Source organism: Janthinobacterium sp. GW822-FHT07A03 (genome assembly GCF_058798815.1).
In genome coordinates, this window is sequence record NZ_JBXAKW010000004.1 from 196193 (window position 1) to 222155 (window position 25963).

The following is a 25963-nucleotide window of genomic DNA, read 5'->3' on the forward strand; positions in this document are numbered from 1 at the left end:
ACGTAGCACCAGTAGCGCAGTGTTGTTCTGCGGATATCACCCCCCGAAAGGAAAAAAGAATGAATAAATTTGTAACGCTGTTTTTCGCTGCATCCGCAGTGATTGCTGGCTCGGCTTCGGCCCAAACCCCAACCTCCCCACCATTCGCGCCAGTTACCACTGACATCAAAGCACCAAGCCCAAAAAGCGCTTACGTGCAAGATGCCCGCGGCGTAATCGTGCGTGACCCATTCGGCCTGTGCTGGCGTACCGGCTACTGGACACCTGCTGACGCAGTGCCAGGTTGCGACGTGCCACTGTGCGTAGAGCCAGAAACCCTGCAAGACGGCAAATGCGTAGCTCCTCCAGCGCCAGTCGTACCAGCACCGGCACCAGTCGTTGTTGCGCCAGTACCAGTCGTCGTTGCTCCTACCTCGGAAAAAGTCAGCTTCGCTGCTGATGCCTTCTTCGATTTCGACAAAGCTACGCTGAAGCCAGAAGGCAAAGCCAAGCTGGACGAGCTGTCCGCACAACTGGGCGGCATCAACCTGGAAGTCATCATCGCTGTGGGTCACACCGACTCCGTCGGCACCGATGCTTACAACCAAAAACTGTCGGTACGTCGTGCTGATGCTGTCAAAGCCTACCTGGTCACCAAAGGCGTTGAAAGCAACCGCGTGTACACCGAAGGCAAAGGCGAGAAACAACCTGTTGCTGATAACAAAACTGCCGAAGGCCGTGCGAAAAACCGTCGCGTGGAAATCGAAGTTGTTGGTACCCGCAACAAGTAATAGCTGAACCTCTGGACTTGCCGCAAGTCATCGCGCAAGTCAAGAACAGCATGAAAAACCCCGCTACGGCGGGGTTTTTTTTCGTCCGTGGCTGCCCAATTGTAAAATTGCCGCTATTATTCGACCTATGAACGCCGACCCTCTCGAAATCCAAAAATTCAGTGAGCTGGCCCACCGCTGGTGGGACCCCACTTCCGAGTTTCGTCCCCTGCACGAAATTAACCCCCTGCGCCTGGAATGGATCAACGCGAAAGTGCCGCTGGCCGGCAAGCGCGTGATCGACATCGGCTGCGGCGGCGGCATCCTGGCCGAATCGATGGCCCGCAAGGGCGCCGACGTGACGGGCATCGACCTGTCCGACAAGGCCTTGAAAGTGGCCGACCTGCACAGCCTGGAGTCGGGCGCCAAGGTACGCTACAAGCTGATTGCCGCCGAAGCCATGGCCGAGGAAGAGCCGGGCCAGTACGACGTCGTGACGTGCATGGAAATGCTCGAGCACGTGCCGGACCCCGCCGCCATCGTCAAGGCTTGCGCCACGCTGGTGAAACCGGGCGGCCACGTCTTCCTGTCGACCCTGAACCGCAACCCGAAAGCGTACCTGTTTGCCATCCTGGGCGCCGAATACCTGCTGCGCCTGTTGCCGAAAGGCACGCACGACTATGACAAATTCATCACCCCGGCCGAACTGTCGCAATACGTGCGCAGCGCCGGCCTGGACGTCAACAGCATGCGCGGCATGGGCTACAATCCGCTGACCAAGATTTACTCACTTAATAGCGATACCAGCGTCAATTACCTGGTGGCCTGCACCCGGCCGCTGTAACCATCACGCACAATACAAGGCGGCTGCGGCCGCCATTTTTCATTCCCACTTGACACAATTTGCCCGCCATGATCACTGACCATCTGCCAGCCCCGCGCGCCATCCTGTTCGACCTCGACGGCACCCTGGCCGACACCGCGCCCGACCTGGCAGCGGCCATCAACCTGCTGCGCGCGCGCGCCGGCCTGGCGCCGACCCCGTATGACATCCTGCGCCCCACCGCCTCGGCCGGCGCGCGCGGCATGATCGGCGCGTCGTATGGCATTGCCCCGGGCGAAAGCGGCTACGAAGCCCTGAAAGACGGCTTCCTGAACAATTACGAAGCGGCCCTGGCCGTGGAAAGCCGTTTATTTGACGGTATCCCCGCCATGCTCGACGGCTTGCAAGCGCTGGGCCTGGCCTGGGGCGTGGTCACCAACAAGGCCGCCCGCTTCACCGACCCGCTGGTCGGCCAGATCGGCTTGGGTGGCGCCGGCTGCGTGATCTCGGGCGACACCATGCCGCACCCGAAACCGCACCCCGCCCCCCTGCTGGAAGCGGCGCGGCGCCTGGACCTGGCGCCGCAAGACTGCTGGTACGTGGGCGACGACCTGCGCGACATCCAGGCCGGCCGCGCCGCCGGCATGCGCACGGTCGCCTGCGCCTGGGGCTACTGCGGCCCCGTCGAACCGCAGCATTGGAATGCCGACCACCTGCTGGACACGCCGCAAGCGTTGCTCGAACTGGTCAGCGCGGTGGTGAAGGCGGCGCAGGCACGGCAACTGGCGGCATAAATCAGCGTCCGCTTGATCTGGCGCGCAAACAGGCGAATGCATCATGCAAGAGTGTGAAGATTGCGCTACAATGAAGGTTCTGTGGGGACGACCTGGTTTCGACGTGGGTTGCAAAGCAGCGCAGGGCATACCGAGGGCGGGCTACCTCGTAAATACAACCTGAAAAAACTTAACTGCAAACGATAACTCGTACGCACTGGCAGCTTAATCGCTGTTAGCTCTAGAACACCTCGTCCCTGGGGTGGGCCGTCAAAAGCTCTAGAGTCATTTACAGGGACTCGTCGTATGCTGGGTTACTTAGCGTCCGACTAAATAATAGGTAACTCGCTTGCCCATAACGTGCACATCCGTGCTGGCTGAGTTAAATTAAATGATAGTGCTAAGTATGTAGAACTGTCTGTAGAGTGCTTGCGGACGCGGGTTCGATTCCCGCCGTCTCCACCACTGAATAAATAAAAGGGCTTCCCCGTTTTGGCGGGGAGGCCCTTTTTATTTATTCCATGCATGCAGAATGCGGGCGTCGAATCCGCGTCCGGTACGGGCGCGGGGGTTTTTGCGAGGCCTTCGGCGAGCGCAGCTCGACGCCGCAAAACCGGATTGCGCTTGCAAGCGCAATCCCCTCCGATTCGTCTGACTAGCTTTTGCGCCGCAGGCGGTTTTTCCTAACGACAACCTTAGCTGCTCAGGCTGTATGCAAATGCCGGACCTGACCCTCGCCCGATCAGAGGCCAATGATATAGTGGCGGGAACATATTCACTGAAAGAAACTGCATGAAAAACGACGCAACCGCTCGCCCGCAAGCAACCCAAGCACCTGCCAGACTCAGCAAAGGGGACTTCGTCACCGCACTGCGCAAGCTGCTGCAAGAAGCAGGAAAGGCCGGCGAGACCAGCGTGGACGTCCGCGCTGCGAACCTGCACACCGACGTTGGCGTTTATCCCGCGCGCGGCCATTCGATGCCGACCTGTTGCACGGTAATGTATGAGGAAATGCAGCCGGGTGACGAGATACTGCTGACGCCAACCGGCGGCAAAGGACCTACGCTGCTGGTACGGTATAAATTCCCACGCTGAAAATCGCGGTCTTACGCTACTGGCGGCGATTCAGAGCGCTAATCGGCTCCGCCCGCTTCCGCCCCAAGGCGGATGCTGACTTAGAACTGGTATGCGTCTTTTGAAATTGTGGGACCGTACGAATAGCCCCAAAGCAAACGACGCATCAGCTCTCCGAAATCCTGCGGGCCTTGGTATAACTGACCGTCAGGATCGGTAAATACATAATAGGTCCCGTCAGTACCGACTGACAAGATCATGTGCTCATGGTGGGCTGATGCAAATGCGACAACCTCACCAATTTGTTCTGCCCAAGCTTGAAACAGACCACAACGAAGCTGCTCGTAAAAGCGCACGTCGCTCGATGCCATTTCTGTTCCTAAACCACATGTGCCTACAGTCAACCCTCCGAACTCATCAACTATTTGATTGGCGATGGCATAGGCAGACGCTGACGTCTTGCCTGGCGGGGCTAGCCTCTTCGGCCCCTTCCAGCCGGCCTCTCGAAAGACGGACTCTATTAGCTTCGGTATCTCCAACATGCTCAGTTTAAAAAGGTGGTCGATTGAATCCGCAGCCGACAGCTGCCGTTGCGGGTTGATTGTATGCATTTTGCCAAAGAGTCCCCGCCCGTTCGCAAAGAAACATGCTCACTCGATAATTTTTTCCGCTATGCATTTCTGGGCATTGCGAAGGATCAAACATCCATGCGTTACAGTGAATATATGCGGGAGTTGTCGCTAGTTGAAGCGATGACGTTGAGCCAGCGCAAAGATGCACCGCGCCACCTTGAAATCAAAAAACATCCCCCCGCAAATACCCGATGGCCCTCCGGTATTTCTCTATCCTCTCCAGATCTTTTTGCGTCGGATCCCCTATCCGCGACAAGTCGCTATTCTCAGCCAGATCAGCCAACTTGACTGCCTTGCCGACCGGGTTCAAGGCCGCGCGGGCGATGAACGCTTCATACGACTCCCCCTCGATCTTGGTCACGGCGCGCACGCCGTCGATGACTTCCTGGGAAAATCCTTCGCGCGCCAGGTCGTCGAAGGTGACTTTGCCATCGCTGTCTTCCACCACGTCATGCAGCACGGCGACGATCTGCTGGGCGCCGGGGGCGACGCGCAGCATCACGCGCAAAGGGTGCAAAATGTAGGGCGCGCCGCCCTTGTCCGTCTGGCCGGCATGGATGGCGGCGGCGATTTCAATGGCGCGCTCCAGCGCGCCGCGACTTGCTTGTTCACTCATGCTTACTCCTTGTTCACTCCAGGTTGATTGATGTGTCCGTTGCGCGCCAGCCACGGTGCTGCAAGTGGCACACGCTGGTGCACAGCAAGGCTGGCAACAATAAATTCAGGACCGGCACCAGCATCAGCAAGCACAGCAGCAGGCCCAGGGCAACAATCGCCTGACGCTGTTCGCGGCGCAATGTCGCTTGCCGTTCCGCGCCAAGCACATCTTCGGCCGCCACGCCGTAGATCATCTGCACATTCCAGGCCAGCAAGTACGCGATCAGCGCGCACATGGCCCACACGGGGATCAACAGGGAAAGCAGCAGGGAAAGCAGCAGCAACGGCTTGCGCCGCCAGGCTGGGCGCGCGGCGCACGCATCCAGGCCGGCCGGCGCTTGCCAAGCGGCATAGCGGCGCGCAGTGGATGGCCCGTTGGCGAGTGTCCCGACGCCATGCATCACGCCCAGTCCCAGCAAACCGGTGACGGACACCAGCCCCGCATGGCGGGCATCGCGCAGACCCAGGCAGACGCAGGTGAAGGCTTCCCGCCAGGCCAGCAGCCAGGTTTGCAATGTTTGTGTCACCTTCGGGCGTACTCCGCAATGAAGAGGCGGATACGTCGATCCGTATGTTGCCGATTGTACATGGACAAGGCTAGCGCACGCGCAGCGCAGGACAGACCCGACGCAGCGCCATCGGCCTTCAACAACGGCTATCGAAACGCAAAAGCAGTCGCAGCCTGCTCGGCACTGTCGCAAGCAGATGCATGGCAGACCCGGTTTCTCCCCGATGCCTTGGCCTTGTACAGCGCCTTATCCGCGAGCTCAACCAGCTCAACCGCCTGGTTTTCCAGGTGCGTCGGCATAAACGCCGCCACACCAACGCTGGCCGTCACCACGCCGAGAGAATTGCCCCGATGCTCGATTCCCAGCGATTGCACAGCCTGGCGGACGCCTTCCGCCACCGCCAATGCGCCCGGCAGATCCGTCCCCGGCAATAAAATGACCATTTCCTCGCCGCCATAGCGCGCCGCAAGGTCGCCCGGCCTGCGCATGCTGTAGGCCACCACTTTGCCGAGTTTTCTCAGGCATTCGTCGCCGGCCACATGACCATAGATGTCGTTATATTGTTTAAAGAAGTCGACATCGATCAACACCAGCCCAAGTGAACTATTTTCACGCTGCGCACGGCTGAACTCTGCAAGCAGCGACTGGTCAAAGTGGCGCCGGTTCGCGAGCCCCGTCAACCCATCCTGACTGGCAAGGCGGGCCAGGGTTTCATTGATCAATTCCAGCTCGTTGCGCGCCTCGACCAGTCCCGCCTCGCTTTTTACCCGCAAATCGATCAGCCGCACCACGCGGTATCCGATAAACGCGATCAGCAGTACCAGCACCCCGCCCACGGCGTTTTGCATCACCGTATCGAGGCGCCAAGCAGCGAGGACTTCATCCTGTGACAATGCGGCAGAGACCACCAGCGGGTATTCTTCGACTCTTCGATAGCTGTTGATACGCATCACGCCATCGACCCGCGACCTGAACACGGCAGTGCCAACGGGACTTTTGGGCAAATAATCATGAAATAAGGGAAACTGCGAAAGATCGCGCCCCAGCAAACTTTCATCGAACGGCCTGCGCAATAAAAGAATGCCTTTTCCATTCGCGATGAAAATGGCGCCTTTCTTTCCTATCGAAAAACGTTCATAAAACAGCCTGAAATAATGCATATCGATGGTCGCCAGCGCCACGCCGCCGAAGCTGCCGTCAGGCAAATTGATACGCCGCGATACGGTCACAATCCAGTCCCCCGTCGATTTGCTGCGCACGGGAGGTCCGACATAGGGCCCCCGATCATCATGCGTTCGATGGTAGTTGAAATAATCTCGATCGGAATTATTCAGATTGCTCAACAACGTTTTCTGAGAGTTCACGAGCCAGCTGCCATCCCTGGCATAGACGAAGATGCCGTGCAGCTGCGGCAGCTCGGCTACGCGGGTGACCAGCAATTTATGGATACGGGCCAGTTCAAGGTCGGAGACACCGTCCGCCTCCACCCGCTCCACCAGGCCGACCAGCACCGTATCGGCCTCCTTGATGGTGTCATAAGCATGCTGGGCAACAGATTGCGCCAGGTTGGCGCTTTCACGGGCCGCTTCATTCAGTTGCACCTCGCGTGCACGCAAGGTCATCCATAACTGGATCGCCAGCAGCGACAGGCACACCAGCACGACAAATGAGATCGCCAACGGCAGCAAGGAGAATCCCCGGAAGCCAGCTCCCAGCAATCGTGGCGGCAAGCTGCGTGACCTGGTCATGGATACACTCCCGGTTTGATATCCGGCAAAGTGTGCACGAAATAGGCAGCGACATACTCACACATCGTCACGAAAGATATAAAAAAGTCACGACGACACTTGCCGGGCAAGGTGTTCTCTCCGCCATGGTGGCGCGAATCCTGTTCCAGCCCGCAATTGTTTGCGGTAGCGCAATCCTGTATGGAGCGGAATGCGAAACAATACTAGTTCCCCCAGCGTTGCGTATAGCGGAGTCGAGCATGCTCGAAGTACAGCCCAGGGACAAGCGTGGCTTTTTCATCCTGCCCCAGGCACCGGAGGCTGAATACTCGGCTTGCATGCTGCACCATGGCGCTCGCTCTATTCTCGCCGTCCCAAGCCGCGGACAAGCCGCCGGCATGGACTGGCGAACCACGGCCCTTGCGGGGTGACTATCAGATCTATGGAGGAACCTTGTCCGAAATGCTGCCGCCCACGCGAAACGACCGGAAAGTGGCAATCATGGTCAAAAGGGAATTGGCACGGGAACTATTTACCAAGATCGGGCCCGACGTGAAACAGGAGCAGGCATGCAGCTCCTCGGCAGACTACCGGGAGCGGCGCAGGGGGGACATTACCTGCTCTCATACAAAAGGAGCAGCATACGCATGCTATTTCGGACTCGATTTGCGTACGGGAAAAGGGATGTATGGAGCGATCTGCTAGCCTGAATTCTGCCTGACTTTGGTAGAACCAAGGCCAGGCACATGGCGCTGCAGCCCTCCTATCTTCGACTCAACGGCACATACTCGCCCGGCAAGCCCGCCACTTCCAGCGCATCGGCAAACGCCAATAAAAACTTCGCCGGGCCATGTTCGGACACCAGCAGGGAAGCGCCCTTGTGGCGCAGCAGTTTCAAGACTTCCTGCTGGTGCGCCTGGTATTCACCGGAGTTGCCATAAAACGTTTGATACATCTCAAGGGTTTCCATGGCCTTGGCGGCCAGGATGAATTCGGGTTTGTCCATGATGTCTCCTCGTTGTTATTGCTGCCGAAACCACGAAAAAATCCGCCAGGACGTCAATTCGGCACGGCAAGCCCGTGCCGGTCGCACTGCCTTGCGGCAACCACATCCGTATTTCCATCATACGCCTCAAGCCGGCCGTTGCGCCGTCCTGCCGTGCATCTTTTTCTATCGCGCCCGTCCGGTGCCATCGCTACGGTGCGCACGCTAGCCGTGTGATCCCGCGCATGGCATCATGCGCGTTGCCCATCCCTAATAACGACATATGGACCAATATCACTTCCTCGTAGGCGAATTCAAGAAAAATAGCCCCTTTATTCCCGCCACGGCCAGCGCGCAGTTGTTCACCTGGTTCGAGCACATCGGCGAATCCGTCGAGCGCTACGGCAACAAGCGCGGCAAGATCGTCAAGTTCTCACAGCGAAATTACGAGAAGATGCTGTTCGCGCCAGAGACCGACGGCATCGGGCTGCTTTCGCCGCGCATCGTGCCGCCCGACGAAGCTGACGAGGCCGTCAACTGCGACGCGCAGGCGATGTATTCATCGGGCTCGGAGCTGGTTCTGTCCATCCGCGCCAGCAAGCTTGCGCTGGCGCCGCTGTTCGACGGTGCGCGGGCCATACCCGGCCTGTTTGAGCATTGCGAATACGTGTACTGCTACGCTGAAACGCAGGGCTATGGCACCGGCTACGCACTCGGCTACCGGCAGATCGATGAGGCCCATCCGATGACCTTTGGCACGCCTTGCCCCGCCAATAACTGGGCCGCCGTCAAGCGGCGCGGGTTGCAAGATGCGCACCTGCGCGATGTCTATCCCATCAACGGTTTCACGCCAGCCAGGCTGGATGCGCTGCCGCCCGGGCGCCGGCAAGCGCTGCGCGCTGCGATGCAAGCCCATGGTCGCTGTGAAGACCATGCCGGCTGGATCTTCTGGTACCTGCAGCCCGGGGAACTGGAAGCGGCCCGCGCCGCACTGAACGCACACGCCATGCTGGGCGCCTACATCAACCACCGACACCCATGAGCACACATTTATCGCTGCACTGCTATCTGCAGGACGCCGCCGCCGAGCGGCCCCTGCCCTGTTCCGACGTGACCATCCAGGCCGACCCGGCCACCTTGCGCGCCATTGCCCATTTTTTGCTGGCCAGCGCGGACGCGTTTGATCTGGCGCAAGACCGGGCCGGCATGCACGCGCATCTGCAAGACGAGTGGGAAGGCTGGCAGGACGACTTCCCCGACCTCGTCGTCGTGGCGGCATAGACTGGCGCCCCGCCTGGCGCGCGTCGGGTAACATACGCCACCTTTGCCCTACAGAGAACCTTGATGCCCGATTTCCGAACCGTCCTGCCGCCGCTGCGCGCCGCCGTGCTGGCCGCCGCGCTGGCCAGCCTGTCCGCCTGCGCCAGCCCGCCCGCGCACGAAACGCTGTTCCTCGCCACCACCCTGACCGCCCCGCATTCCTTCACCAAGGGCATCGAAGGGCCCGCCGTCGATGCGGATGGCAATATCTATGCCGTCAACTTTGCGCGCCAGCAAACCATCGGCAAGGTCAGCCCCGGCGGCCTTGGCGAGGTCTACCTGACCCTGCCCGGTACCAGCATCGCCAACGGTATCCGCTTCGGCAGCCGGGGGCAGATGTACCTGGCCGACTACATGGAACACACGATCTACCTGGTCGATCCGGCCACGCGCGCATTGTCCATCCATGCGCGCGAGCCGCGCATGACGCAGCCGAATGACATCGCCATCACGGCCGACGACGTGCTGTATGCGAGCGACCCGAACTGGAAGGAAAACACGGGCCGCGTGTGGCGCATCGCGCAAGATGGCACGGTGACACTGGCGCTCGACACCATGGGCACGGCCAACGGCATCGAAGTGAGTCCCGACGGTAAGATTTTGTATGTAAATGAAAGCGTGCAGCGCAATATCTGGATGTATGACATCGCCGCGGACGGCAGCCTGAGCGGCAAGCGATTGCTGATCAAGTTCGACGATTTCGGCATGGACGGCATGCGCGTGGACGTCGACGGCAACCTTTACGTGACGCGCTACGGCAAGGGCAGCGTCGTCAAATTGTCGCCGCAGGGCCGCATCTTGCGCGAGATCAGCGTGCCCGGTGCCAAACCCAGTAACATCACCTTTGGCGGCCCCGATGGCCGCACGGCGTACGTGACGGAAGTGGTGCAGGGACGTCTGCTGCAGTTCCGCGTCGACCGCCCGGGCCTCGAGTGGCAGCGGGCGCAGCAGCACAAGCAAAATGTGGCGACGGCAGCGGCGGCAGCGCCGCCCGCTCCGCCTGCCGCGACCGGCAACGTCAGCGCGGAATGATGCGTTCTGCCTTCAACTTCTCGAACAGATTGATGAAGGCATCCTGCGTATCCTGGTAATCAAGAAAGCCCGCATTGCGGCTCTTGCCCATGTCCGTCATGACTTCCATCGGCCGTCCCAGGTCGGCATCCGTATGCCACCAGGAGGCGAGGCGGCCGATATCGGGCTCCGCCAGCCCATGCTGCTGCGCGATGGCGCGCCATTGGGCGGGCGCGTCCTGCATGCGGCCAGCCAGTGGCGCCATCGTCTCCGGCAAATCCGCCGCTGCCACGCCGAAGTAGGCGGCAAGGCGCGGCCACAGCCACTTCCAGCGGAACACGTCGCCATTGACGATATTGAAGTCTTCGTTGCGCGCGGCGGGGCTGTCAGCCGCCCATGCCAGGTGGCGCGCGATCTGGCCCGCGTCCGTCATGTCGGACAAGCCGTGCCACTGCGCGGGCGAACCGGGAAAGACGAATGGCGCGCCGCTGGCCTTGCACAGATTCGCATACACGGCCAAGGTCAGGCCCATGTTCATGGCATTGCCCAGCGCGTAGCCGATGATGGTGTGCGGACGGTGCACGCTCCACGTAAAACCGTATTGCGCGGCCGCGTCGAACAGCCGGTCTTCCTGTGCATAGTAAAAATTCTCGACAGCTTGCCGGCCCTGCTCTTCGCGAAACGGCGTGACGGGCACGGCTCCCTGTCCATACGCGTCGAACGGCCCCAGATAGTGCTTGAGGCCCGTGACCAGCGCCGCATGGCGCAAGTGGCCGTTCGGTCCCAGCGCGGCCAGCACATTGGCGACCATGGCGCCATTGACGCGGATGTTTTCCTGTTCGTTGGCCTGGCGCGCCCAGGCCGTGAAAAAGACGTGGCTGGCGTCCAGGCCCGCCAGCGCGGCGTGAACTGCCGCGCCATCCGTCGCATCGAGCGGCAAGCATGCGCAACCGGCGGGGACTGGCGTGCGGCCTCGCGAGACGCCCGTCACCTGCCAGCCCTGCGCCAGCAAGTGCGTGGCCAGCTTGCTGCCGATAACGCCGCTGGCGCCGATAATCAATGCGTGCTTCTTCATGAATACTCCAATGCCTGTGTAAAAAACCATGATATAGCGGACAGGAATTCCTATCCGCGATAGTATTTCACCTTATTCATGAAAAATATTCCGCAATCATGTCCGACCACTTGAAAGGCATCGCGCCGTTTCTTGCCACCGCCGACGCCGGCAGTTTCACCCGGGCGGCCGAAAGACTGCACCTGAGCAGCTCGGCCGTGAGCAAGAGCGTGGCGCGCCTGGAAGCGCGCTTGGGCGTGATCCTGTTCGAACGCAGCACGCGGCGTTTGCAGTTGAGCAGCGCGGGGCATGCCTATTACGCCACCTGCAAGCGCGTGCTGCAGGAACTGGTCGATGCGGAAAACGTGCTGGCCGAGCAGGAAGGCGAACTGGCAGGCAAGGTGCGCATCGGCGTGCCCGCGTCATACGGCCGCATGCGCGTAATGCCGGCGCTGATCGATCTGTGCGAAAAATATCCGCAGTTGCAGCCGTCGATCGCCTTCAGCGACCGCTTTGCCGACCTGTTCGAAGAGCGCATCGATATCGCCGTGCGCATCGGCGCGCCGGGCAACTGGCCGCCCACGCTGGGACAGATGCAGCTGGGCGAAGAGCGCCTGATCTTTTGCGCGGCGCCCGCCTACCTGGCGCGGCGCGGCACGCTGGCCGCCATTATGGACCTCGATGGCCACGACTGCATCGCCTATGGCCGGGGAGACGGCACGGCGGCGCCGTGGCTGTTTGCAGGCGAGGACGGGGTGGAACGGCGCGCGGTGCGTCCGCGTCTGACGGTGGGGGACGCCGAGGCGCAGACGGCCGCCGTGCTGGCCGGCCTGGGCATCGCGCAGCAGGCGACCTGGCTGGTGCACGAGCACTTGGCCAGCGGCGCCATCGTCGAAGTGCTGCCGGCCTGCGCCACGCCAGGCTTGCCGCTCTCGCTGGCCTGGCCGCTGGCACGCCAGCTGACCGCCAGGACCGGTACGCTGCTCAAGGAATTGAAGCAGCGCCTGACGATCGGTTGACGTTCAATATAAAACGTTCTTCGCTTCCGGCAGATCGACATTGGCCTTGGTGACGATCACCACGCCCGTATTGACGAACGGTGCGACCTTCTTGCCTTCGATCAGGCTGACCAGGGTTTTCACGCCCAGCGCGCCCATCGAGTACGAACCCTGCACGGCGGTCGCATACAGGGTGCCGTCCTTGACGAAGTTTTTCAGGTCTTCATTGCCGTCGAAGCCCACGGCGATCACCTTGCCGGCCTTGCCAGCCTGCGCGATGGCGCGGCCCATGCCCACAGCCGTCGGCTCGTTGGCCCCGAAGATGCCCTTCAAGTCCGGATTCGAGGCCAGCACGTCGGTCGTCTGGTTCAATGCCGTGGCCATCTGCGACTGCGAGTAATACGTGCCGACGATCTGCAGCTGCGAGTTCTTTTCGATATAACGCTTGAAGCCGCCCACCCTGCCCGTTTCCGAACCGGCGCCGGCCACGTACGACATCACGGCGATCTTGCCCGTCTTGCCGACCTGCGAAATGAGGGCCTTGGCGCTTTGCTCGCCGGCCGCTTCATTGTCGGTCGACAGGAAGGACTGGTAATAGCGCTTGCCGCTGTCGGCCACCAGCGAATCGATCAGCACCACGGGAATCTTCGCCTCCCACGCCTTCTTCAGGGCCGGCACCAGCGCGTCCGGGTCCGACGCGGCCAGCACGATGCCGGCCACCTTGCGCGTGACGGCGTTTTCCACCATGCTGACCTGATCGGCGATGGCCGATTCCGAGGCCGGCCCCTGAAAGGTCAGGCTGTAGCCCTTGGCATCGGCGGCGCTGGCCGTGGCGCCCTTCCTGACGTTTTGCCAGTAGTTGGAATTGGTCGTCTTGACGATCACGGCGATCTCGCCCGGGGCGGCGAAGGCAGCGCTGGCGCTCAGGGCAGAGGCTGCGGTCAACAGACCGAGCAAGGTGGTGTTGAAGGCTTTGAAGGTTTTCATTGTCGTCCTCATGTAATTATAGATTTATGGATGTGACTACTTTCAGCTACTGCTTCAGGCGCGGTTGCGCTTCTGATCGATCCAGACGGTCAGCAGGATGACCAGTCCGATAATGATTTGCTGGATAAAGCTCGATACCCCGTTCATGTTCAAGCCGTTGCGCAGGATGCCGATGACGAAGGAGCCGATGACGGTGCCGGAAATGGTGCCGATGCCGCCGATCAGCGAGGCACCGCCGATCACGGCGCTGGCGATGGCATCGAGTTCGTACATCACGCCCTCGTTCGGCTGCGCCGTCACCAGGCGCGACATCAGCACGCAGCCCGTCAGGCCCGACAAGGCGCCGGACAAGGTGTACACCAGCAGGGTCACGCGGCCCACCTTCACGCCCGACAGGCGCGCCGCTTCCGCATTCGAGCCGACGGCATAGATATGCCGGCCGAAGGTGGTGCGGCTGAGCATGATGGAGACGGCCACGGCGATCACCACCATCAGCACCACCGGATACGGAATGCCAGGAAACACGACTTCGGGAAAGGTGCCGCCCGTGTCTCGCTCGATGCGCCACAGCACGCCGTTGCCCAGTTCGCCGAACGACTCGCCCAGACCGGAAATGGCGCGCGCGCCCGTCACCTGCAGCGCCAGGCCACGCGCGATCAGCATCATGCCCAGGGTGGCGATGAAGGGCGGCAGTTTCAGCTGCGTGATGCAAAAGCCGTTGACGGCGCCGCACATGGCGCCCACCACGACGCCGCCCAGCATGGCGACCGGCACGGGCACGCCGCTTTTCACCAGCAGCGCGGCGGCCACGCCGGCCAGCGCCAGCACGGAGCCGGAACTGAGGTCGATGCCGCCCGTGATGATGACGCAGGTGGCGGCTATGCCCAGGTAGGCGATCGACGTCACTTGCAAGGCCACGCTCATGCCGTTGCTGACGGAGAAAAAGGCGTTGCTGGTCAGGGAAAACACCAGCAGCAACAGCGACAGGCTGCCCAGCGCGGCGAATTTTTGGATCAGTTCTTTGTTCATTTTTTTTAAGCTTTCTGTTTTAATGGACTGCCGCCTGGCCAGGGGTGGGAGCGACGACGCGACCCGACGCCAGCTGCATGATCTCTTCCTGTGACGACTCGCGCGTATTGACGATGCCGCTGATGCGCCCTTCATGGAACACGGCCACGCGGTCCGTCATGCCCATGATCTCGGGCAGCTCGGACGTGATGAGCACCACGCCGATGCCTTCCGACGCGAGCTTGTCGAGCAGCTGGTAGATGGCGAACTTGGCCCCCACGTCGATGCCGCGCGTGGGTTCGTCGAAGAAGATGATTTTCGATTCGCGGTACAGCCATTTGCTGATGACGATCTTTTGCTGATTGCCGCCCGAGAGGTTGCGCGCGACCTGTTTCGAGGTCGGCGTCTTGATGCCCAGCGCCGCGATGTACTGCTGCGCCACAGCCTCTTCCCTGGCAAAATCGATGAAGCCGAAACGGTTGGCCAGCGCCGATACATTCGTCAGGGTCAGGTTGGCCGCCACCGACATGCGGATCGCCAGGCCGTGGCTCTTGCGGTCTTCCGACAGGTAGGCGATGCCGTGTCCGATGGCGTCGATGGGACTGGCGATCGTCACCGCCACGTCGCCCAGGTGGATGGCGCCGCTGGTGAGCGGGTCGGCGCCGAAGATGGCGCGCGCCACTTCCGTGCGCCCGGCACCCATCAGGCCGGAAAAGCCGAGTATCTCGCCGCGCCGCAAATCAAAGCTCAGCGGGCCGAAGACATCCTTGCGGTGCAAATCGCTCACGCGCAGCAGTACTTCAGCCGTCGGCGTCGAGACGCGGTCGGGAAATTTTTCATCGAGGGTGCGGCCCACCATCCTGGCCACGATGGCGTCCAGGGTGGTGCTGGCAAAATCGTCGGTGCAGACGAATTTTCCGTCGCGCAGCACCGTCACCCTGTCGATGATGTGCTGCATTTCTTCGAGCCGGTGCGAGATGTAGACCACGCTCACGCCGTTGCGCTTGAGTTCATTGATGATGTCGAACAGCTGGCCCGTCTCGCTTTCCGTCAGCGACGACGTGGGCTCGTCCATGATCAGCACTTCCGTATTGAGCGACAGCGCCTTGGCGATTTCCACCATCTGCTGCTGGGCGCAGGACAGATTCTTCACCAGCTGGCGCGGGTCGATGCGCAGTTTCAAGCGGTCCAGCAGCGCCTGCGCGTCAGCGCGCATCTTCTTGCGGTCGATGAAGATACCGCGCACCGGTTCGCGTGCGAGGAAAATATTCTCCGCCACGCTCAAATGCGGGATCAGGTTCAGTTCCTGGTGGATGATGGCGATGCCGGCCGCCTCCGCATCCACGCTGCTGGCAAAGCTGCACACCTTGCCCTTGTAGACCAGTTCCCCCTCGTCGGCCTGGTACACGCCGCTCATCACCTTCATCAGTGTGGACTTGCCGGCGCCATTTTCGCCGCACAGCGCATGGGCCTCGCCCTTGCGCAGGCTGAAACTGACGTTGTCCAGGGCCAGCACGCCAGGAAAGCGCTTGCTGACCTTGTTCAAGGCCAGTATCTCTTCGGATTGATTCATGGTGTGTCTCCTCCACTCCACTGCCATAGGCCGGCGCGCCGATGTCTGAGCACCTTGGCGGCACGCCGGTCTGCTGCCGTATTAACTGTCGATCAGCTGCGGATTCCACGCATGCACGGTCTGCCGCTGTTCGCCGAGGCCTTCGATCCCCAGGCGCATGGTGTCGCCCGGTTTCAAATACACGGCTGACGGCTTCTGCCCCATGCCCACGCCCGGTGGCGTGCCGGTGCTGATGATGTCGCCCGGATACAAGGTCATGAAGCGGCTGATGTAGCTGACCAGGTTCGCCACGCCGAAGACCATCGTTTTGGTATTGCCGTCCTGGACGCGCTTGCCGTTCACTTCCAGCCACAGGCCCAGGTTTTGCGGGTCCACCACTTCGTCGCTTGTGACCAGCCAGGGGCCGATCGGGCCGAAGGTATCGCATCCCTTGCCCTTGTCCCACTGGCCGCCGCGCTCCAATTGGTATTCGCGTTCCGACAAATCGTTCACCACGCAGTAGCCGGCCACGTGCGACAGCGCCTCCGCTTCGCTCACATAGCGCGCGGTGGTGCCGATCACCACGCCCAGCTCCACTTCCCAGTCGCTTTTGTGCGAATCCTGCGGCAGCACGACGGCGTCGTTGGCGCCGATGATGGCGCTGGTGGCCTTCATGAACAGCACCGGCTCAAACGGCACGGCCATGCCCGATTCGGCCGCATGGTCGGCATAGTTCAGGCCCACGCACAAAAACTTGCCCACGCCCTGCCACGGCGGCGCGATGCGGCCGGGGTTGGCCACCACCGGCAGGCTGGCGATGTCGATGGCGGCCAGGGTCGCCAGGCCATCCTTGCCCAGGGTCGCAGCCGTAATATCGGGCAGCACGCCGGACAGGTCGCGTACGGCGCCGTCAGCATCGATCAAGGCAGGTTTTTCAGCGCCCTTGGCGCCATAACGCATCAGTTTCATGTGGTTCTCTCGTTGTAGTGATTAATTTGACCAGCCGCCATCGATGACGTGCACCATGCCGGTGGTAAAGGCGGATTCGTCGGAGGCCAGATACACGGCCAGGGCGGCGATTTCCTCTGCCCTGCCCACTCGTCCCATCGGCTGGCGGGCCACGAAAGCGGCTTGCACTTCATCGACGCTCACGCCCGTCGCTGCCGCCTGGGCGGCAATGCGTTCCTTCAGCGACGGCGACTCGATGGTGCCGGGACAGATCGCATTGCAGCGGATGCCGCGCGTGACGAAATCGGCGGCCACCGACTTGGTCATGCCCACCACGGCCGCCTTCGAGGTGCCATAGATAAAGCGGTTCGGCGCCCCCTTCACGCTCGACGCCACCGACGACATATTGACGATGGAACCGCCGCCCCTGGCCAGCATGCCGGGCAGCACGGCGCGCATCAGCCGGTACATGGAGCGGGCATTGATGTCGAAGGAACGGTCCCAGGCCGCATCGTCGCAATCGAGAATGGTGCCGCCATCGACGAAGCCGGCGCAATTGAACAGGATATCGACGGGGCCGATCTCGTCGGCCAGCGCAGTGATCGCCGCGCCATCGGTCACGTCGAGCAGGCGGATGGCGCAGCCCGTCGCTTCCTTCAGCGCGTCGAGCTGCGCCTGGTTGATATCGGTGGCGATCACGGTGGCGCCTTCGCGCACGAACGCTTCGGCCGTGGCCCGGCCGATGCCCTGGCCGGCGGCGGTGAGCAGGGCGATTTTTCCTTGTAGTCTGGCGGTCATGTTGTCTCCTTGTTTTGGGCCTAAGCCATATGAAATACGTGTTCCATCATCGCCCAGTGCTCGCCCTCGGCTCGCGAGGCCAGCGGCTGCTGACACGGGGCGCAAAAGGTCCACCAGCGCTGCGTTTCCGGGTCGGCGGCGATGGCCGCCATGTCCGCGTCAAAATCCTCGCCGTGGTACTCCCAGTAGCCAAACAGCAGGTTTTCCGGCTCGCGCAAAAAGATCGAATAATTGCCGACATGCGCTTGCGCCAGCCGTTCCTGCACCTGCGGCCAGACTGCGGCATGCAGGTTTTTGTATTCAGCGATGCGCTCCGGCGCGATGCCGATGACCATGCCCATTCTTTTCATGACGTGCCCTGTTTGATGCCGTAAAAGCGCAGCGCATTGAGGCCGAAAATATCGTTCCGGTCCTGCTGCCCCAGGTGCGCCAGCAAGGTTTCGCTGGCCGCCAGCCAGGCGCCATAGCCGCCCGCCAGGTCGACTACCGGCCAGTCGCTGCCCCAGATCACGCGCTGGATACCAAAGACTTCCAGCACATGCGCCACATACGGCCGCAAATCATCCACGTTCCAGCCGGGCCGCGCTTCCGTCACCAGCCCGGACAGCTTGCAATGCACGTTCGGCAGCGCGGCCAGCTGCGCCATATCTTCGCGCCAGGTACCGAAGGCAGCATCGGCGATCGGCGGTTTGGCCGCATGGTCGATCACGATGGAAAGCAGCGGATAATCGCGCGCGCATTGCAGCAGCGCGGGCAAGTGGCGCGGCAGCACCAGCGCGTCAAAGCGCAAGCCGTGTGCCGCCATGGAGGCCAAGGCTGGCGCCAGCGCGGGATTGGCGATCCATGCATCGTCGTCGAGGTCCTGCAGCATCGGGCGCAGGCCTTTGAGCTTGCCGTGCGACGCCAGGCGGGCAATCGCCGCCGGTGCGTCTTTGGCCAACAAGTCGGTCCAGCCCACGACGGCACGGATAAAGCTGGTCTTTTCCGCTAGCGCCAGCAGGTAATCGGTATCGGCGGAGGACGGCAGCGACTGCACCAGCACCGTTCCAGCGATGCCATGTTCGGCCAGCAGGGGCGCCAGATCGGCGGGAGCAAAATCTCGGTGGATGGCGGCCAGGGATGGCGGCGGCCAGCTGCCGGCACGCGCGGCCAGCTGCCAGAAGTGCTGGTGGGCGTCGATGCGCATCATGCGGCTCCCTTGGGCACCGGCGCGCGCGCATCGATCAGGCCAGCTTCCTGCAAGGCCGTCCACAAGGCATCCGGCAAGGGTGTGGCGAACCAGTCGAGGTTTTGCCGCAGCTGCGCCAGGTCCTGGCCGCCCGGGATGCAGGAAACGACGGCCGGATGGGCGAGCGGAAACTGCAGGGCGGCGGCCTGCAGCGGCACATTGAATGCGCGGCAGATGGCGTCGAGCTGCGCCACGCGCTGGAGTATGGCCTCCGGCGCGTCGGCATAATTGAATTTGCCGTTCCCGGCCAGCACGCCCGAGTTGAACGGGCCGCCGATCACGATGGCGTTGCCGCGTTCCACGCACAGGTCCAGCAATGGCGACAGCGAAGCCTGTTCCAGCAAGGTATAGCGGCCTGCCAGCAGGGTGCAATCGAGGTCGAATTCCGCCATCGCCCGCAGCACGATCTCGGATTCGTTGACGCCGAGGCCCACGGCCTTCACCTGGCCGCTGGCGCGCAGCTGGTCCAGCGCGCGAAAGCCGCCGCCGGTCGTCAGCTGGCGCCAGTATTGCTGCTCGCGTTCGCCATGCGTGGCCTTGCCGATATCGTGCACGAACAGGATATCGATGCGCTCGAGCCCCAGCCGCTGCAGGCTGTCGTCGTGCGAACGCAGCACGCCGTCATACGTGTAGTCGTAATGGGGACGGAACGGCAGCGGCGCGGCAAAGCCGTCGTCGCCGGGACGCACGCAGGCGTCGGGCCGCATCAGCCGTCCCACCTTGGTACTGACGACAACATGATCGCGGGGCCGCTCGCGCAGCGCCGCGCCGAGGCGGTGCTCGGACTGGGTATAGCCATAGAATGGCGCCGTGTCGAAGAAGCGCACGCCGGCGTCCCAGGCGCCATCGAGGGTGGCGCGCGCCTGCGCGTCGCTGACGGGCTGGTACAAACCGCCGAGCGGTGCGCAGCCCATGCCGATGCAGGGCAGCGACAGGCCGCCACGCGGCAAGGTACGCAATTGTGTGACATCCATGAGCCCGGCCCTCAAGCAGCACGCAAGGGGAAGCAGCCTGGCCCCACCGCGGCGAATTGTTTATAGGTCAGCACGAATTCCTGGTGGCCCAGGTCTTCCGAGCGGCTCAGTTCTCCGTTGGCCACGTTCAGCACGGCGGTGACGATCTCGGCGCCCACCTCTTCCAGCGTGGCTGCGCCCGTGAGGATCTTGCCGGCGTTGATATCCATATCGTCGGCCAGGCGCTCGAAGGTTTGCGGATTGGCGCACACCTTGATGACGGGAGAAATCGCCGAGCCCACCACGGAGCCGCGTCCGGTAGTGAACAAGGTGATGTGGGCGCCGCAGGAAATGAGTTCGACGATTTCCGCGTTGTCCGACACGTTCGGGAAACCGAAGCGCGGCTCGCCGTCCGGTACCACGTCGAGCAGGTACAGGCCGCCGCCGGCCGGCTGGTCGCCCGGTTTCAGAATGCCGACGATGGGCGAGGACCCGCTCTTGGCGTAGGCGCCCAGCGACTTTTCTTCCTGCGTGGTCAGACCGCCATCGGCGTTCCCCGGCGAGAAGCTGCCATGACCCATGATGGTGTAGTAGCGCGCGGCCTTGGCCACGGTTTCGACGATGGCGTTGCCCAGGTCCGGGCTGACGGCGCGCCGCTGCATGTGGTATTCGCAGCCCACCAGTTCGCCCGTCTCCTCGAAGATGCAGGGGCTGCCGGCCGCGATCAGCGTGTCGAAGGCGACGCCGACGGCCGGGTTGGCACTGATGCCGCTGGTGCTGTCGGAGCCGCCGCAGATGGTGGCGACGACCAGTTCATCGATCCCCATCGGCACGCGCTCCTGCCGCGCCAGGTGTTCCAAAGCCCAGCCTATCCATTCGACGCCGCTGCTCACGCTGGGGCGCGTGCCGCTGTTTTCCTGGATGGTGATCGTGTGCACGGGGCGGTCGCTGTCGGCCACGGCGCTGGAGAGGCCATATTTGTTGAAGCCTTCGCAGCCCAGGGAGACCAGCAGCACGGCGCCCACGTTCGGGTGCGTCAGCAGGCGGCGCATCACCTGGTCCGCGTATTCGTTGGGGAAGCAGCCCGTAAAGCCGATCAGGTGCACGGGCTGGCCGGGAAAGGCATTGACCATCAGGCGCGCCACATGGTGCGCGCATTCGACCATATAGGCCACCACCACGATATTGCGGATGCCCTTGCGGCCATCGGCGCGCAGGTAGCCCGACAGGGCGGGTGTCGTTACGGGAGCGTTCATGCTTGGTCGTCCTTGTGCAGGAAATGGTGGCCGTCCTGGCCCAGGGTAAACGTGGGGATGTAGTCGCTTGCCAGGTTGTGCGTGTGAATATGCTCGCCGATGGCGACGGGAGCCGTGATGCTGCCGATCAGGGCGCCGTAGCGCAGCACCTTGTCGCCCACGGCCAGCGCGCGGCGCGCCACCTTGTGGCCGATCTGGATGTCTTGCGCCAGGGTGACGGGCAGTCCATCGATGGCGACGACGTCGCCGCTGGCCAATGCTGTCCTGGCGATCAGGCAGTTATCCTCGGGCGACATCAGGAGCAGGCTGGCAGGCCGGGAAGCGAGGCTCATGGCGCACCCTCCCCGGCAAGAACGGCTAGGCGCCTGGCTGGCTCAGTTTTTCGCGCGTGCCTATCGATGACAGCATGGTGCGGCGCGAGGAGTCGAGGTGCGAGCGCATGCACTCGAGCGCCTTCGGTATGTCGTGCTCCGCCAGCGCATGCAGGATCGCCAGGTGCTCCTGCACCGCGTACTGGTTGCGGCCCTTTTCCTCGCCCTTGTCCCACTGGTAGTGATAGTGGAAGACAAACGAGACGATGTCGTAGAAGCCCTGCGCGAAGCGGTTGTTCAAGAGGCCGATCAAAAAGGTGTGGAACTCGCGGTCCAGCGCCGGAAAGGCGTTGTGGCGAGTATCGATCCTGGCCGCCAGCTTCTCGTGCTGTTTGATCAGCCGCGCCAGTTCCGCATACGCCGGGTCGCCATGCGGCAGGTGCGCAAACTGCTCCACGGCCGCCATCTCGAACATGCGCCGCATGTCCGCCAGTTCGGTGGCGAACGAGCGGTCGAACGCGCACAGGCGCCAGCCGCCGCGCGGCTTCTTTTCGATCAGGCCGAAGCGCGAAAAGCCGATCAGAAATTCGCGCACGCTGACGGTACTGGCGCCCGCCTCGCGCGCCAGTTCCGCTTCCGAAAATTCCGCGCCGGGCGGCATGTCGCGCTGGTACACGCGTTCCATCAGCACTTGCTGGATACGCTCGGCCCCCGACTGCAATTCGGAGATATCGAAGTAGTCGCCCGGTATGGGTTTGCGCAGCAGGCGCCGGTCCGCCGGGCTGGCGATCAGCCGCCGCGTCGACAGGTAGGCGATCGCGCTGCGGACCGCCGTGCGGCTGCCCTGGCAGATGGTGGTCAGGAACTGCTCCGTCGGCAGCATCTCGCCCACTGCGACATTCTCGGCGAGAAATTGCAACAGCAGATTGGTACTGCGCTTGAAGACGGTGGCGGGTTTGGACATGGATGAATGAACGCGCTATGCCAGCGAAAGGGAAAGTGGATGAGTGGGCCATTTTAGTCGATATCGGATTGGATCGGCATGCCGAAAAAGAAACAACTGCGGTGGCGGAGGCCTTCATGGCTGCGCTCCCGGCACCAGCATGGCGCGCAGGCGCGGCTGCACCAGGGCGGGACAGAACTGCCGCGCCAGGGCCGCCACGGGCGCCATGCGGCGCTCGATCTTGCCGGCGTGGTGCTGGGCGATGTCGGCCAGGCGGTGCGCGAGGAAGGGATTGCAAAAGCGTTCCCTGACCTGCGCCACATAGGCCAGCGCGGCGTCGCCGTGCTGTTCTCCCATGGCGGCAAACACGGGCAGCACTTCCTCCTGCCACAGGGCTTCCAGCGCGGCGCGCATGGCGCCATCGTCCATCGCCTCGCGCACCGTCATGCCGGCCGGGCTGCCCCGCTCCATCCACAGCTGCGCCAGATAGGTGTGACCCAGGTTCAGCAAGAACAGCTTGCGCTGTTCATACTCACGCAGGCTATTTGTGACCACCAGTTGCGGGTGGCGGCACGGCAGCAGCATGCCTTCCTGCGCTTCGATGGCCCACAGCGCATAGGGCTCGGCCACGGCGCCTACCGGTTCGATCGGCTCGGAAACGATGCGGTCGACGAGGGAATTGATCCACAGGCAGCCCGTTTCCAGGTAGCCGATGAACGCGGCATCGCAGCGCCACTGCCGCGCCAATGTCACGATCACCTGGTGCAGTACATGACCGTTGTCGGCCACCAGTTCGCACGGAAAAATCGAGATGGGCGCGGCGCCGGCCAGGAAGCGCCCGTGCAGCAGCACCAGCAGCTTGGCGGGAAAGCTGGCAGGAACGGCCGCGCCGTCGAGCATGCCGGCGTGATCGGATTCGTCCAGCTGGTAGCCCGTGTCGCCCGTATTCGACAAGATCACGCGCGCGGCCACGGCCGCATCGCGCACCTGCCGCCAGTCGCTGCCCGCTTGCCACGCTTGCGTGACGGCGTGGGCACGGCGCTCTTCATCGACTTGCGCGCCGTCCTGCCAGCCGCGGATGCGCACGGGGTAGCCGCCGCCGCGGCGAAACGCCGCCACGCGGGCCGCGCCCTGCGCGCTGCCGGTCGTTTGCACGATGGTGATATCGCCGAGGCTGGCCGCTTCGCTGACGAACAGGTCGGCGTGCGCCTGCAGGAAGCGGCTGGTGCCGAACTGCAGGATGGGATTATGGTTCGAATGCGCCATCTCAGACCTCGACGATGGCCTTGATGACGCCCGCCTCGGGCTGCATCCAGCGATCAAGCACGCTGGTAAATTCGTCGAGCGTGGTGCGGTGGGTATTGAGCAGCGCGGTGGGTACTTTCCCCGCCTTCATGGCCGCCACCACCTCCTCGAAATCATCGACGGTGGCATTGCGGCTGCCCAGCAAGGTCGTTTCGCGCTTGTGGAATTCAGGGTCGGAGAACGACAGGCGGTCGCGCACGATCGATACCAGCACATAGGAACCGCCATGGGCGACGAAGTCCAGGCCCCGCTCCATGGCGGCGATATTGCCGGTGGCGTCAAACACCACGTCGAAGAATTCGCCGCCCGTGGCGTCCGACAGCAGCTCCTTGTCGCCCTCGCCCAGCTGCACCGTGCGGGCGATGCCCAGCGTGTCGCGGCAGAACTGCAGGCGGTCGGCGCGGCCGTCGAGCACCGTCACGTCGGCGCCTTTCAACGCTGCGAACAACATCACGGCCATGCCGATCGGGCCGGCGCCCACCACCAGCACGCGCCTGGCCGCATCGACCGCGCCGCGCTTGACGGCATGCGCGCCGATGGCGAGAAATTCGATCATGGCCGCGTCGTCGAGCGAGATGCCTTCCGTCTTGAAGACGAAGCGCTCGGGCAGCGCCAGGTATTCGGTCATGCCGCCGTCGCGGTGCACGCCCAGCACTTCGATGCGGGTGCAGCAGTTGGTCTTGCCCTGGCGGCAGGCCACGCAAGTACCGCAGGACAGGTAGGGCATCACGTAGACCTGGTCGCCCACGGCCAGGCGCGAGCCGGCCGGCGCGCTGTGGATATGGCCGGACAATTCATGCCCCATCACGCGCGGATAGCTGAGGAAAGGCTGGGTGCCGCGGAAGATATGCATGTCGGTGCCGCAGATGCCGACGCGGCGTATGCGCAGCAGCACTTCGCCCTCGGCGGGTACGGGCACGGGGCGCTGCTCCATGCGCAAACTGCCGGGCGTATCGCAAACGATGCTTTTCATCATGGTCGTCTCTCTCGCCGTCCGGATCTTGCCGGCGGCATATTATATTTAACGTACAAACTAACTGTGAAAAAAATCCGTCTGCGCGGATTGTCTTTCCAGCCCTGCCAGTGGCGCGTCTTGCTGCGCCGCACAACGATCATGCCGTCATGCCGCCTGGCCCGAACCCCATTCTTTAGCTGCTGTCGTCATTCGGTTTTATAAATATACCGTACAAAAAAATGAAGGTCAACGGATTCTTTTGCGGGTTTTTTCGGGTCTTCTGCTACATTCCTGCTTGCCCCTGACGTAGCGTCAGGCACCATCGTGATGGTACGTACTGAAGACAAGGAGAAGACGATGCTGTTGAAAATCGGTGAACTGGCCAGGCTCACGGGCCTGACCATCCGCACCCTGCACCACTACGACAGCATCGGTCTGCTCTCGCCTTCGGCGCGCACGCAAGCTGGCTACCGCCTGTACCAGCACGGCGACATGGACCGGCTGCACCGGATCATGGCGCTGCGCAAGTTTGGGCTGTCGCTGGCCGATATCGCCAACGCACTCGCCGGCCCGGATCTGCCCTTGAGCGCCATCGTGGCGCAGCAGATCGCCATGCTGGAGCACCAGATCGCGCAAGCCTCCACCCTGCGCGAACGCCTGCGCAGCTTGCAGGCGCAACTGGCGCAAGGACAGGCACCGGAACTGGCCGAGTGGCTCACCACAATGGAGTTGATGACCATGTACGACAAATATTTTAGTCCCGAGGAATTGCAGCAGATGCCGCTGCTGACAGATAGCGCCGTGGAACAGGAATGGAAGGCCCTGGTGGCGAGAGTACGCGCCGCCAGGGACGCGGGCGCCGGCCCCGACGATGCGCAGGCGCAGGCGCTGGCCACGGAATGGATGGTCAAGCTGGTGCGCGACACGGGCGCCCACCCTGGCCTGTTCGCGCGCCTGAACGACATGCACGAGCAGGAGCCATCGATGCAGGCCACCACCAGCATCGATGCGGAGCTGATGCAGTTCATCATCGCCGCCTTCAACGCTTCGCGCATTGCGCTATATCGACCTTTCCTCGATGAACAGGAATATGCGTATTTACTCGCCAACTACGGCAGGCGTTCGGGCGAGTGGCCAGCCCTGATCGCCGCCGTACGCGCCGCCATCGATGCGCGCACGCCGCCCACCGACCCGGCCGTGCTGCAACTGGCACGGCAGTGGCTGGACCTGTTCCGCTCGTATGCGGGCACGGCCCCGGCCACGCAGCTGAAATTCCGCCAGGCGCACCAGCAGGAACCGCGTCTGATGGAAGGCAGCTTCGTCGACGCCGCCATGCTGCAATACCTGGGCGCGGCGATGGCCGTGGTGGCGCAGGAAAGACAAGCGTAAAAGTTGGTGTGCGGCATT

28 protein-coding genes and 1 other RNA gene are annotated in these 25963 nt (G+C 62.6%); 10 read left to right on the forward strand and 19 right to left on the reverse strand.

Annotated features, from left to right (window positions below; all coding sequences use genetic code 11):
- The first annotated feature begins 59 nt into the window (after window positions 1-59).
- The 5 genes from ompA to AC1RJW_RS13165 all read left to right on the forward strand — a co-directional run bounded on the left by ompA (window position 60) and on the right by AC1RJW_RS13165 (window position 3440).
- Window positions 60-770 carry an outer membrane protein OmpA gene (ompA, locus tag AC1RJW_RS13145; RefSeq protein WP_475415715.1) on the forward strand — a complete coding sequence of 237 codons (711 nt, stop codon included), beginning with the start codon at window positions 60-62 and terminating at the stop codon, window positions 768-770.
- 127 nt (window positions 771-897) lie between these two features.
- A complete protein-coding gene (gene ubiG, locus AC1RJW_RS13150; protein WP_230538500.1) occupies window positions 898-1593 on the forward strand; it encodes a bifunctional 2-polyprenyl-6-hydroxyphenol methylase/3-demethylubiquinol 3-O-methyltransferase UbiG in 696 nt (231 codons plus the stop codon).
- Between the two features lie 68 nt (window positions 1594-1661).
- A complete protein-coding gene (locus tag AC1RJW_RS13155; protein ID WP_493045312.1) occupies window positions 1662-2366 on the forward strand; it encodes an HAD family hydrolase in 705 nt (234 codons plus the stop codon).
- A gap of 83 nt (window positions 2367-2449) precedes the next feature.
- Window positions 2450-2810: a transfer-messenger RNA gene (gene ssrA / locus AC1RJW_RS13160) on the forward strand.
- A 327-nt stretch (window positions 2811-3137) separates the two neighbouring features.
- Window positions 3138-3440 (forward strand): HNH endonuclease, encoded by a 303-nt coding sequence (locus tag AC1RJW_RS13165; protein ID WP_493045313.1) that lies wholly within the window; start codon window positions 3138-3140, stop codon window positions 3438-3440.
- Between the two features lie 80 nt (window positions 3441-3520).
- Here the strand turns inward: AC1RJW_RS13165 and AC1RJW_RS13170 are convergent, their stop codons facing one another.
- The 5 genes from AC1RJW_RS13170 to AC1RJW_RS13190 all read right to left on the reverse strand — a co-directional run bounded on the left by AC1RJW_RS13170 (window position 3521) and on the right by AC1RJW_RS13190 (window position 7950).
- Entirely contained in the window at window positions 3521-4030 is a 510-nt protein-coding gene (locus AC1RJW_RS13170) for a hypothetical protein (RefSeq protein WP_493045315.1), read from the reverse strand.
- Between the two features lie 184 nt (window positions 4031-4214).
- Window positions 4215-4667: an HD domain-containing protein gene (locus AC1RJW_RS13175; protein WP_493045316.1), complete on the reverse strand. Its 453-nt coding sequence runs from the start codon at window positions 4665-4667 to the stop codon at window positions 4215-4217.
- Between the two features lie 13 nt (window positions 4668-4680).
- Window positions 4681-5235: a hypothetical protein gene (locus tag AC1RJW_RS13180; RefSeq protein WP_493045317.1), complete on the reverse strand. Its 555-nt coding sequence runs from the start codon at window positions 5233-5235 to the stop codon at window positions 4681-4683.
- Window positions 5236-5363: 128 nt separating this feature from the next.
- The gene (locus tag AC1RJW_RS13185; protein WP_493045318.1) at window positions 5364-6965 is read right to left on the reverse strand and encodes a sensor domain-containing diguanylate cyclase; all 1602 of its coding nucleotides are present in this window, start codon (window positions 6963-6965) and stop codon (window positions 5364-5366) included.
- A gap of 742 nt (window positions 6966-7707) precedes the next feature.
- Window positions 7708-7950: a hypothetical protein gene (locus AC1RJW_RS13190; RefSeq protein ID WP_493045319.1), complete on the reverse strand. Its 243-nt coding sequence runs from the start codon at window positions 7948-7950 to the stop codon at window positions 7708-7710.
- Window positions 7951-8212: 262 nt separating this feature from the next.
- On the opposite strand from AC1RJW_RS13190, the gene AC1RJW_RS13195 reads away from it, so the two are divergent.
- From AC1RJW_RS13195 to AC1RJW_RS13205, 3 genes are all read left to right on the forward strand, one after another.
- Window positions 8213-8971 (forward strand): hypothetical protein, encoded by a 759-nt coding sequence (locus AC1RJW_RS13195; RefSeq protein WP_493045320.1) that lies wholly within the window; start codon window positions 8213-8215, stop codon window positions 8969-8971.
- Window positions 8968-9210: an Imm32 family immunity protein gene (locus AC1RJW_RS13200; RefSeq protein ID WP_493045321.1), complete on the forward strand. Its 243-nt coding sequence runs from the start codon at window positions 8968-8970 to the stop codon at window positions 9208-9210. Before AC1RJW_RS13195 ends, AC1RJW_RS13200 begins: the two co-directional genes overlap by 4 nt.
- Window positions 9211-9273: 63 nt before the next feature.
- Window positions 9274-10281 carry an SMP-30/gluconolactonase/LRE family protein gene (locus tag AC1RJW_RS13205; protein WP_493045322.1) on the forward strand — a complete coding sequence of 336 codons (1008 nt, stop codon included), beginning with the start codon at window positions 9274-9276 and terminating at the stop codon, window positions 10279-10281.
- On the opposite strand, the gene AC1RJW_RS13210 is transcribed toward AC1RJW_RS13205, so the two are convergent.
- Complete coding sequence (locus tag AC1RJW_RS13210) at window positions 10268-11335, reverse strand: SDR family oxidoreductase (RefSeq protein WP_493045323.1); 1068 nt, start codon at window positions 11333-11335, stop codon at window positions 10268-10270. The genes AC1RJW_RS13205 and AC1RJW_RS13210 overlap by 14 nt on opposite strands.
- A gap of 98 nt (window positions 11336-11433) precedes the next feature.
- Between AC1RJW_RS13210 and AC1RJW_RS13215 the strand changes: the two genes are divergently transcribed.
- On the forward strand, window positions 11434-12333 hold the full coding sequence (locus AC1RJW_RS13215) for a LysR family transcriptional regulator (RefSeq protein ID WP_493045324.1): 900 nt from the start codon (window positions 11434-11436) through the stop codon (window positions 12331-12333).
- A 3-nt stretch (window positions 12334-12336) separates the two neighbouring features.
- On the opposite strand, the gene AC1RJW_RS13220 is transcribed toward AC1RJW_RS13215, so the two are convergent.
- The 13 genes from AC1RJW_RS13220 to AC1RJW_RS13280 all read right to left on the reverse strand — a co-directional run bounded on the left by AC1RJW_RS13220 (window position 12337) and on the right by AC1RJW_RS13280 (window position 24574).
- Window positions 12337-13299, reverse strand: coding sequence for an ABC transporter substrate-binding protein (locus AC1RJW_RS13220; protein ID WP_493045325.1), 963 nt, complete (start codon window positions 13297-13299; stop codon window positions 12337-12339).
- A 54-nt stretch (window positions 13300-13353) separates the two neighbouring features.
- Window positions 13354-14328 (reverse strand): ABC transporter permease, encoded by a 975-nt coding sequence (locus AC1RJW_RS13225; protein WP_034759656.1) that lies wholly within the window; start codon window positions 14326-14328, stop codon window positions 13354-13356.
- A 19-nt stretch (window positions 14329-14347) separates the two neighbouring features.
- Entirely contained in the window at window positions 14348-15880 is a 1533-nt protein-coding gene (locus AC1RJW_RS13230; protein WP_493045326.1) for a sugar ABC transporter ATP-binding protein, read from the reverse strand.
- A gap of 81 nt (window positions 15881-15961) precedes the next feature.
- On the reverse strand, window positions 15962-16828 hold the full coding sequence (locus tag AC1RJW_RS13235; protein WP_493045327.1) for a fumarylacetoacetate hydrolase family protein: 867 nt from the start codon (window positions 16826-16828) through the stop codon (window positions 15962-15964).
- Between the two features lie 21 nt (window positions 16829-16849).
- A complete protein-coding gene (locus tag AC1RJW_RS13240) occupies window positions 16850-17605 on the reverse strand; it encodes an SDR family oxidoreductase (protein WP_493045328.1) in 756 nt (251 codons plus the stop codon).
- 20 nt (window positions 17606-17625) lie between these two features.
- A complete protein-coding gene (locus AC1RJW_RS13245) occupies window positions 17626-17955 on the reverse strand; it encodes an L-rhamnose mutarotase (protein WP_493045329.1) in 330 nt (109 codons plus the stop codon).
- Window positions 17952-18794, reverse strand: a complete 843-nt coding sequence (locus tag AC1RJW_RS13250; protein ID WP_493045330.1) for an amidohydrolase family protein — start codon at window positions 18792-18794, stop codon at window positions 17952-17954. The genes AC1RJW_RS13245 and AC1RJW_RS13250 overlap by 4 nt, the downstream gene beginning before the upstream one ends.
- Window positions 18791-19807, reverse strand: coding sequence for an aldo/keto reductase (locus AC1RJW_RS13255; RefSeq protein WP_493045331.1), 1017 nt, complete (start codon window positions 19805-19807; stop codon window positions 18791-18793). Before AC1RJW_RS13255 ends, AC1RJW_RS13250 begins: the two co-directional genes overlap by 4 nt.
- Before the next feature lie 11 nt (window positions 19808-19818).
- Entirely contained in the window at window positions 19819-21042 is a 1224-nt protein-coding gene (locus AC1RJW_RS13260) for a UxaA family hydrolase (RefSeq protein WP_493045332.1), read from the reverse strand.
- Window positions 21039-21374 (reverse strand): UxaA family hydrolase, encoded by a 336-nt coding sequence (locus tag AC1RJW_RS13265; RefSeq protein ID WP_070221792.1) that lies wholly within the window; start codon window positions 21372-21374, stop codon window positions 21039-21041. Before AC1RJW_RS13265 ends, AC1RJW_RS13260 begins: the two co-directional genes overlap by 4 nt.
- Before the next feature lie 25 nt (window positions 21375-21399).
- Window positions 21400-22317, reverse strand: a complete 918-nt coding sequence (locus AC1RJW_RS13270) for a GntR family transcriptional regulator (RefSeq protein WP_070313719.1) — start codon at window positions 22315-22317, stop codon at window positions 21400-21402.
- 114 nt (window positions 22318-22431) lie between these two features.
- Window positions 22432-23562, reverse strand: coding sequence for a mannitol dehydrogenase family protein (locus AC1RJW_RS13275; RefSeq protein WP_493045333.1), 1131 nt, complete (start codon window positions 23560-23562; stop codon window positions 22432-22434).
- Window position 23563: 1 nt separating this feature from the next.
- A complete protein-coding gene (locus AC1RJW_RS13280) occupies window positions 23564-24574 on the reverse strand; it encodes a zinc-binding alcohol dehydrogenase family protein (protein ID WP_493045582.1) in 1011 nt (336 codons plus the stop codon).
- A 339-nt stretch (window positions 24575-24913) separates the two neighbouring features.
- Between AC1RJW_RS13280 and AC1RJW_RS13285 the strand changes: the two genes are divergently transcribed.
- Window positions 24914-25945 carry a MerR family transcriptional regulator gene (locus AC1RJW_RS13285; protein WP_493045583.1) on the forward strand — a complete coding sequence of 344 codons (1032 nt, stop codon included), beginning with the start codon at window positions 24914-24916 and terminating at the stop codon, window positions 25943-25945.
- Window positions 25946-25963 lie beyond the last annotated feature (18 nt).

What these genes read in the sequence shown, in the direction of transcription:
- ompA (WP_475415715.1), top strand. Translation starts at nt 60, where the DNA reads ATGAATAAATTTGTAACGCTGTTTTTCGCTGCATCCGCAGTGATTGCT.
- ubiG (WP_230538500.1), top strand. Translation starts at nt 898, where the DNA reads ATGAACGCCGACCCTCTCGAAATCCAAAAATTCAGTGAGCTGGCCCAC.
- AC1RJW_RS13155 (WP_493045312.1), top strand. Translation starts at nt 1,662, where the DNA reads ATGATCACTGACCATCTGCCAGCCCCGCGCGCCATCCTGTTCGACCTC.
- AC1RJW_RS13165 (WP_493045313.1), top strand. Translation starts at nt 3,138, where the DNA reads ATGAAAAACGACGCAACCGCTCGCCCGCAAGCAACCCAAGCACCTGCC.
- AC1RJW_RS13170 (WP_493045315.1), bottom strand. Translation starts at nt 4,030, where the DNA reads ATGCATACAATCAACCCGCAACGGCAGCTGTCGGCTGCGGATTCAATC.
- AC1RJW_RS13175 (WP_493045316.1), bottom strand. Translation starts at nt 4,667, where the DNA reads ATGAGTGAACAAGCAAGTCGCGGCGCGCTGGAGCGCGCCATTGAAATC.
- AC1RJW_RS13185 (WP_493045318.1), bottom strand. Translation starts at nt 6,965, where the DNA reads ATGACCAGGTCACGCAGCTTGCCGCCACGATTGCTGGGAGCTGGCTTC.
- AC1RJW_RS13190 (WP_493045319.1), bottom strand. Translation starts at nt 7,950, where the DNA reads ATGGACAAACCCGAATTCATCCTGGCCGCCAAGGCCATGGAAACCCTT.
- AC1RJW_RS13195 (WP_493045320.1), top strand. Translation starts at nt 8,213, where the DNA reads ATGGACCAATATCACTTCCTCGTAGGCGAATTCAAGAAAAATAGCCCC.
- AC1RJW_RS13200 (WP_493045321.1), top strand. Translation starts at nt 8,968, where the DNA reads ATGAGCACACATTTATCGCTGCACTGCTATCTGCAGGACGCCGCCGCC.
- AC1RJW_RS13205 (WP_493045322.1), top strand. Translation starts at nt 9,274, where the DNA reads ATGCCCGATTTCCGAACCGTCCTGCCGCCGCTGCGCGCCGCCGTGCTG.
- AC1RJW_RS13210 (WP_493045323.1), bottom strand. Translation starts at nt 11,335, where the DNA reads ATGAAGAAGCACGCATTGATTATCGGCGCCAGCGGCGTTATCGGCAGC.
- AC1RJW_RS13215 (WP_493045324.1), top strand. Translation starts at nt 11,434, where the DNA reads ATGTCCGACCACTTGAAAGGCATCGCGCCGTTTCTTGCCACCGCCGAC.
- AC1RJW_RS13220 (WP_493045325.1), bottom strand. Translation starts at nt 13,299, where the DNA reads ATGAAAACCTTCAAAGCCTTCAACACCACCTTGCTCGGTCTGTTGACC.
- AC1RJW_RS13225 (WP_034759656.1), bottom strand. Translation starts at nt 14,328, where the DNA reads ATGAACAAAGAACTGATCCAAAAATTCGCCGCGCTGGGCAGCCTGTCG.
- AC1RJW_RS13230 (WP_493045326.1), bottom strand. Translation starts at nt 15,880, where the DNA reads ATGAATCAATCCGAAGAGATACTGGCCTTGAACAAGGTCAGCAAGCGC.
- AC1RJW_RS13235 (WP_493045327.1), bottom strand. Translation starts at nt 16,828, where the DNA reads ATGAAACTGATGCGTTATGGCGCCAAGGGCGCTGAAAAACCTGCCTTG.
- AC1RJW_RS13240 (WP_493045328.1), bottom strand. Translation starts at nt 17,605, where the DNA reads ATGACCGCCAGACTACAAGGAAAAATCGCCCTGCTCACCGCCGCCGGC.
- AC1RJW_RS13245 (WP_493045329.1), bottom strand. Translation starts at nt 17,955, where the DNA reads ATGAAAAGAATGGGCATGGTCATCGGCATCGCGCCGGAGCGCATCGCT.
- AC1RJW_RS13250 (WP_493045330.1), bottom strand. Translation starts at nt 18,794, where the DNA reads ATGATGCGCATCGACGCCCACCAGCACTTCTGGCAGCTGGCCGCGCGT.
- AC1RJW_RS13255 (WP_493045331.1), bottom strand. Translation starts at nt 19,807, where the DNA reads ATGGATGTCACACAATTGCGTACCTTGCCGCGTGGCGGCCTGTCGCTG.
- AC1RJW_RS13260 (WP_493045332.1), bottom strand. Translation starts at nt 21,042, where the DNA reads ATGAACGCTCCCGTAACGACACCCGCCCTGTCGGGCTACCTGCGCGCC.
- AC1RJW_RS13265 (WP_070221792.1), bottom strand. Translation starts at nt 21,374, where the DNA reads ATGAGCCTCGCTTCCCGGCCTGCCAGCCTGCTCCTGATGTCGCCCGAG.
- AC1RJW_RS13270 (WP_070313719.1), bottom strand. Translation starts at nt 22,317, where the DNA reads ATGTCCAAACCCGCCACCGTCTTCAAGCGCAGTACCAATCTGCTGTTG.
- AC1RJW_RS13275 (WP_493045333.1), bottom strand. Translation starts at nt 23,562, where the DNA reads ATGGCGCATTCGAACCATAATCCCATCCTGCAGTTCGGCACCAGCCGC.
- AC1RJW_RS13280 (WP_493045582.1), bottom strand. Translation starts at nt 24,574, where the DNA reads ATGAAAAGCATCGTTTGCGATACGCCCGGCAGTTTGCGCATGGAGCAG.
- AC1RJW_RS13285 (WP_493045583.1), top strand. Translation starts at nt 24,914, where the DNA reads ATGCTGTTGAAAATCGGTGAACTGGCCAGGCTCACGGGCCTGACCATC.